At 67.2% G+C, this 7,141-nt stretch carries 5 protein-coding genes; all 5 read left to right on the top strand.

The features are described 5' to 3' along the window. A partial coding sequence (carA, locus tag VAE54_RS07250) for a glutamine-hydrolyzing carbamoyl-phosphate synthase small subunit (protein WP_416223783.1) occupies positions 1-1,151 on the top strand: 1,151 nt, incomplete at its 5' end. 3 nt (positions 1,152-1,154) lie between these two features. After that, positions 1,155-1,334 carry a hypothetical protein gene (locus VAE54_RS07245; RefSeq protein WP_322801279.1) on the top strand — a complete coding sequence of 60 codons (180 nt, stop codon included), beginning with the start codon at positions 1,155-1,157 and terminating at the stop codon, positions 1,332-1,334. A 75-nt stretch (positions 1,335-1,409) separates the two neighbouring features. Then, the gene (gene carB, locus VAE54_RS07240; RefSeq protein WP_322801278.1) at positions 1,410-4,634 is read left to right on the top strand and encodes a carbamoyl-phosphate synthase large subunit; all 3,225 of its coding nucleotides are present in this window, start codon (positions 1,410-1,412) and stop codon (positions 4,632-4,634) included. Beyond that, positions 4,634-5,326 (top strand): LppX_LprAFG lipoprotein, encoded by a 693-nt coding sequence (locus VAE54_RS07235; protein ID WP_322801277.1) that lies wholly within the window; start codon positions 4,634-4,636, stop codon positions 5,324-5,326. The genes carB and VAE54_RS07235 overlap by 1 nt, the downstream gene beginning before the upstream one ends. 123 nt (positions 5,327-5,449) lie before the next feature. After that, a complete protein-coding gene (locus VAE54_RS07230; RefSeq protein ID WP_322801276.1) occupies positions 5,450-7,003 on the top strand; it encodes a hypothetical protein in 1,554 nt (517 codons plus the stop codon). Positions 7,004-7,141: the final 138 nt, after the last annotated feature.

Here is a 7,141-nt window from a genome sequence, read left to right as displayed (position 1 = left end):
TGTCGGAGGCGGGCGGAATGCGGGGGATCCTGGCGCTGGAGGATGGGACGGTCTTCGTCGGCCGGGCCTTTGGGGCCCGCGCGACGGTGGTCGGCGAGGTGGTGTTCAACACGGCGATGACGGGATACCAGGAGATCCTCACGGATCCCTCCTACCGCGGCCAGATGGTGGTGATGACGTGTACCCAGATCGGGAACGTGGGGGTGAACGAGGAGGATGTGGAAAGCGATCGCCCCCAGGTCGCCGCCTTCATCGTCCGCGCCCTGAGCCCCATGGTGTCGAACTGGCGGGCGACCGAGAGCCTGGAGGATTATCTGGCCCGCCATGGCATCCCGGGGTTGAGCGAGGTCGACACCCGAGCCCTCACTCGGCGGATCCGCGTGAAGGGGGTGATGAAAGGCGCCCTCTCGACGGAAGAAGACGCGGATCCCGAGGCCCTGGTGGAGATGGCCCGCTCCTGGGAGGGCCTGGAGGGTCGGGATATGGTGCGGGAGGTGACCTGTTCCGCGCCGTATCCATGGAGCGAAGGCTCCGGCCGCTGGCAGCCCCACGGGTTCCATCCGGATCCCCACCCACGGCGCCATGTCGTCGTGTATGACTTCGGGGTCAAACGTTCCATCCTCCGCCGACTGGTGGACCGGGGGTGTCGGGTCACGGTGGTGCCCGCGGATACGCCCGCCGGGGAGGTGCTCCGCCTGCAGCCCGATGGCATCGTCCTCTCCAACGGCCCGGGCGATCCGGCCGGGCTGCCCGGGATTGTCGAGACGGTGCGCCAGTTGCTGGAGACCGGGATCCCCATCTTCGGGATCTGTCTGGGCCATCAGTTGATCGCCCAGGCCATCGGCGCCCGGACGTATAAACTCCCCTTCGGCCATCACGGGAGCAACCATCCGGTTCGAGAGGAGGCCACCGGGCGGGTGCGGATCACCGCCCAGAACCACAATTACGCGGTGGATCCGGATACGATCGATCCCCGGCGGGCGATCATCACCCACGTGAACCTGAACGACGGGACGGTGGAGGGCCTGGCGTTGCGGGATCGGCCGGTGTTCTCGGTGCAATACCATCCGGAGGCGAACCCCGGCCCCCACGATGCGGATCCGCTGTTCGATCAGTGGGTGAAGGGGCTGGGGGAATCCGGGAAGGGTTAGGCCATGGGTTTCCCTCTCCGGTTGCCCATTGATCCAGGGCAAATGGAGGAAGCGATCATGGAGGCGGGCAAGCGCATGAGGGCCGGTGAATGGCTGGCCTATGAGCATCTGGCGGAGGAGATCCGCCAGGCCTGGCCTCCGGATCAATCTGCGCAAGAGGTGCTGAACGAGGTTCGGAGTTGAAGGCGCCCTGCTAAGCCCCGGAAATCCCCGTTAAAGAAAACAGCTGCGCCATTTCGATTAGGAGATCGATTGGGAATGCCGCGACGGACGGATATCCGCTCCATCCTGGTGATCGGTTCGGGACCCATTGTGATCGGCCAGGCGGCCGAGTTCGATTACTCGGGAACCCAGGCCCTCAAGGCCCTGCGGCGGGAGGGCTATCGGGTGATCCTGGTGAACTCGAACCCGGCCACGATCATGACCGACCCGGAGTTCGCGGACGCCACCTACATCGAGCCCCTGACGCTGGAGATCCTGGAGCAGATCATCGCCCGGGAGCGGCCGGACGCGTTGCTCCCCACCCTGGGCGGGCAGACCGCGTTGAACCTGGCGACGGCCCTTTACGAAAGCGGCGTGCTCGCCCGCTACGGCGTGGAGCTGATCGGCGCTTCGCCCCGGGCGATCCGGATCGCGGAGGATCGCCTGGCGTTTAAGGAGGCGATGGAGCGGGCCGGGCTGGAGGTTCCCCACAGCATCCTGGCCCGTTCGATAGAGGAGGCGGTGGAGTTCGCGGAACGCGCAGGCTATCCCGTGCTGATCCGCCCCTCCTTCACCCTGGGCGGCACCGGGGCCGGCATCGCCCGTTCCCGGGAGGAGCTGATCGACCGGGTGGATCTCGCCCTGCGCCTCAGCCCCGTGGGCTCCGCCCTGATCGAGGAATCGCTCCTGGGATGGAAAGAGTTCGAGCTGGAGGTCATGCGCGACCGCCACGACAACTTCGTGGTGGTGTGCGCCATCGAGAACCTGGACCCGATGGGCGTGCACACCGGGGATTCCATCACCCTGGCGCCCGCCCAGACCCTCACCGACAAGGAATATCAGCGGATGCGGGATTGGGCGCGGGCAGTGATGAGCGCGGTGGGGGTGGAGACGGGCGGCTCCAACGTCCAGTTCGCGGTGAACCCCCGGGACGGCCGGATGCGGGTCATCGAGATGAACCCGCGGGTCTCCCGCTCCTCCGCCCTGGCCTCCAAGGCCACGGGCTTCCCCATCGCCAAGATCGCTGCCCTCCTGGCCGTGGGCTACACCCTGGATGAGATCCGCAATGAGATCACGCGGCGCACCGTGGCCGCCTTCGAGCCGGCCATCGACTATGTGGTGGTGAAGATCCCCCGCTGGGCCTTCGAGAAATTCCCCGGCGCGGATCCTACCCTGGGACCCCAGATGAAATCTGTGGGGGAGGTGATGGCCATCGGGCGGACCTTCAAGGAGGCGCTCCAGAAGGCGATGCGGGGGTTGGAGATCGGGGCGAAGGGATTCGAGGGGTTCCCCCCGGAGCGGCGGCCGGGGGACCTGCGGGCCGCCCTGGCTTGCCCGAACCCGGAGCGCCTGCGGGCCGTCCACGATGCCCTCATGGAGGGCATGGCCGTGGAGGAGATCAGCGCCCTGACCGGTTATGATCCCTGGTTCGTCGTCCAGATGGCGGAGCTGGTGGAGCGGGAGCGGGAGCTGCGCCGCTACACGCTGACAACGGTGCCGGCCGCGTTGCTCCGCCAGGCCAAGCGCGAGGGGTTCTCCGACGCCCAGCTGGCCGCCCTCTGGGGCTGCACCGAGGGAGAGGTCCGGCAGCGCCGTGAGGCGGCGGGCATCCGCCCGCACTATGCCCAGGTGGACACCTGCGCCGCGGAGTTCGAGGCCTATACGCCTTACCTTTACAGCCATTATGAGGAAGGGGATGAGGCGCCTCCCACGGATCGCCCCAGGGTGGTGATCATCGGCAGCGGGCCGAACCGCATCGGGCAGGGGATCGAGTTCGATTACAGCTGCTGTCAGGCGGCCTTCGCCCTGCGGGAGATGGGGATCGAATCGATCATGGTGAACTCCAACCCGGAGACAGTGAGCACGGACTATGATACCTCGGACCGCCTGTATTTCGAGCCGCTGACTCTGGAGGATGTGCTGAACATCGTCGAACGGGAGCGGCCCCTTGGCGTCATTGTGCAATTCGGCGGGCAGACGGCGCTCAACCTCACCCTCCCCCTGCATCGGGCGGGAGTGCCCATCCTGGGCACCTCCCCCGACGCCATCGATCTGGCAGAGGATCGGGGCCGCTTCAGCGCCCTGCTCCGGGATCTGGATATCCCGCAGCCAGAGCACGGGACAGCGACCTCGATCCGGGAAGCCCTGGAGGTCGCCGCGCGCATCGGCTACCCCGTGCTGGTCCGGCCCAGCTATGTGCTGGGCGGGCGCGCGATGGCCATCTGCTACGATGAGGAAACCCTGAAGGCCTATATGGAGGAAGCGGTCTGGGTCTCGCCGGAGCGCCCGGTGCTGATCGATCGGTTCCTCGAAGACGCGTATGAGGCGGAAGTGGATGCCGTGGCCGATGGGAAGCGGGTGGTCATCGGGGGCATCCTTCAGCATATCGAGGAGGCGGGGGTGCATTCGGGGGATTCCGCCTGCGTGCTTCCCCCTTATAAAATCTCCCGCTACCACCTTCAGATCATCGAGGAATACACCGAGCGGATCGCCCTGGCCCTGGGGGTGCGGGGGCTGATCAACATCCAGTTCGCCATCAAAGACGACATCGTCTACGTCCTGGAAGCCAACCCGCGGGCCTCTCGCACCGTCCCCTTCATCAGCAAGGCCACCGGCGTCCCCCTGGCGCGGATCGCCACCCGGGTGATGCTGGGGCAGACCCTCGAGGAGATCGGCTTTACCCGCTCCCCTGAGGTCCGGGCGTTCTTCGTGAAAGAGGCGGTGCTGCCCTTCCGGAAGCTGCCGGGGTCCGACGCCATCCTGGGGCCGGAGATGAAATCCACCGGAGAAGTGATGGGCTGGGCGGAGACCTTCGGCCATGCCTTCGCCAAGGCGGAGATGGCGGCCGGGGACGCGCTGCCGCTGAGCGGGACGGTGCTGCTTTCGGTGAACGATTTCGACAAGGGAAGCGTGCTGAAGATCGCCCGGGACTTCTATCGACTGGGCTTCCGGCTGATGGCCACGCGGGGGACGGCGGAGGCGCTGCGGCGGGTGGGGCTCCCGGTGGAGGTGGTGAACAAGGTCAGCGAGGGCTCTCCCCACGTGGTGGATGCCATCCGGGAGGGACGAGTGCAGCTGATCCTGAACACGCCCCTGGGCCCGCGAGCCTACACGGACGGCATGCGGATCCGCCAGGCGGCGGTGCGGTATGGTGTGCCGCTGCTCACCACCCTCTCGGCAGCCGCAGCCGCTGTCCAGGCCATCCGGGCCATGCGGGAACGCGCCTTCACGGTGAAAAGCCTCCAGGAGTATTACAGGGAACGGATGCCCTCGCACCTATAATGCGGGGGTCTCGAGGATGGAAATCCAGAGATGAGCCGATCCACGGCCTCCGCCCGGAGCCGGCCCCGACGCTTCCCCCTTCGGAGATCCTGGCCCGGGCCCGGAGCGTCCATTTCGTCCTGGAGCGGACCGGGGCGCCGGAGTATCTGGACTTCGCCCGGACGAGGATGCTTCGCCGGGTGGAAGGGGATGTGGTCCAGCCGGATCGCCTGCAGGGCGTCGTGCGGGTCTTCAGCCTGGGGGCGATCACCGAGATCCGCGTCCTCCGCATCAGCGATCGCGCCTGGATCGCCCTGTCGGGCGTGGGACGCTGGGAGGAGCTGACCCCGGAGCGAGGCGTGGTGATCGATCCCCGGGTGTTCTTCGATGCGGAGCGGGGCCTCCCGGCGCAGATGGCCCGGGCGTCCCTTCCGGAGGTCCGGATGGAGACCCTGGAGGGCACCCGGGTTTATCATCTTTATGGGGAACTGGATAGCGGGCCGCTGGCCGAATGGTCCGCCGGGATGATCACGGGGCGGCTGCAGGCGGACCTCTGGGTAGATGCCGGGCGCTTCCGGATCCTGCGCGTCCGCCTCATGGAGCGGGAGAGCGATCCCCAGGATCCCACGGTGTGGCAGCTGACCCTCTCGTCGTTCGATCGCCCCATCGAGATCCATCCGCCGGGAGAGTCCGGTAGATCGGATCTTCAGTAGCGGGGGAGGCGTCCGCGAAGAGGGCGCCTGCCTCCGCAAGGCCGCCGGATGGATCCCCGGAGCCCGCTTCCCGCTGCGCGATTCCAGTGCCCTATGAGGTGCCCTATGATAAGGAGGTGCCTTATGATAAGTAAGATGGAGAGTGTGAGCTCTGGACGCTGGGTTTTCGGGCTCGCCCTCGTCGCCCTGGGCTGTGCGGCCTTCCCCTCCGCTCTCCCCTCCACATCCACCCCCCGGCCGATCCGCCGTTTTCTGGTGGATTACTCGCCTCATCCACCCCTCCCCCGCCTCCTCCAGGTCGATCTGGCGAGCGTCCAGCCGGTCCTCTCCCCCTCCGACCTCGAAGCCCTGGCCGCCGCCGGGGTCCGCGCCATCGCTTACCTCTCCATCGGTGAGGTGGAGGCCGATGATCCTGTCCGCCACGAGCTTCCCCCCTCCTGCATCCACGGCGTCAACCCCCACTGGGGCTCCTTCTACGCCGAGGCCGACGGCGATCTCGTCCAGAGGGGACCCCTCCCCCAACCCCTCCCCGCTTCGGGGAGGGGAGAATTCGTTCCCCCTTCCCTTGTCGGGAAGGGGGTCGGAGGGTTAGGTCCGAGGATCCCCTCCTCAGCGAAACGGCCGGCTGCATCGGCGGAGGTCCTTTCCACCTGCCCCAGCCCCTACCGCATCGGCCTGGGCGAGGATCCGGAGCGCCTGCTCGATGGCTACGACCCCGAGGCCCCGCCGGTCCGGGAAGCCCTGCGGCCGGACGTCGCGGTCGCCTGGCTGAACGGCTACCGCGATCCGGCCACGGGGCGGGTTCACGGGGATCTCTCCTATTTCCGGGACTGGGCGGCGCGGGGGCGCTTCGCGGAGTGGGGGGCGCGGGGCTACGAGCTGATGATCATCACCTGGGAAAACTACGACGGGCAGAACCCCGCTTACGGGCCGCCCACCTTCGGGGATTACCATATCTCCGAAGCCTTCGTCCAGGATGTGGCGGAGCTGTCGGCGATGCTCGCCGATTACCCCCGGACCGTCTACTTCGTCCTGGCCACCGAGTTCTCCACGTATCCGGCATGCCGCTACGACCGCACGTGCGCCGATCCTCTCCACTATTCGGATCGTTACAACGCGGTCACCCGGGAATACTACGACCAGCTGATCCCGCGCCTGCGGGAGGCGATGGCGGCCATCCGGGCGCGGGCCCCCCGGGCTCAGGTGGGGATCGGGTTCGGGGGCTGGCTGGCGACCTTCGATGAGAACACCCCGGAGGAGAAGGCCGGACGGAGCTTCGTCCGCCTGTTCGAGCCCCTGATCCGGGAGTCGGACTGGATCTTCTTCCAGAGCATGATCGGCCGCCGGGCCGCGGAGAACGGCGGGCTGGGGAACCCCGATCAGATCCGGATGAACGGGGAGCTCTTCGCCCCTTACGGGAAGCCCATCGGGCTGGCCCATTATAACCCGGGGTGGCCGTATGCCGAACGGCTCGACGTCATGCGGGAGGACCTGCTGCGGATGCTGGATCCCTCCTGGCTGCAGGAGATGCGCGCCCGGGGCCTCCGGCTGTTCGCTTTCATGCGCTATGGGCCGATGAAATACAATGGATATGGGGTTCTGGATCTGGCCGCCGGGTTCGCGGGCCGTTTTCGAGAGACCACGGGGTGCGTGTTCCTGCCTCTGGTGACCCGTTGAGGCCCCCGATCGCCGGCCCGCTAGGGCTTCCCCTGGACCCCGGATCCTGTGAATGCAGGAAGTTGCCATGGCCGTGATGATCTCCCTGATCGGCGAGCAACCCATCCCGAACCTGCTTCCCCTCCGCTATCTGAAGCC

It is taken from the genome of Thermoflexus sp., assembly GCF_034432235.1.
Classification (GTDB): Bacteria; Chloroflexota; Anaerolineae; order Thermoflexales; family Thermoflexaceae; genus Thermoflexus.
Note: the sequence above shows the minus strand (reverse complement) of the source record. Positions and strands in the feature narration are given on the sequence as shown.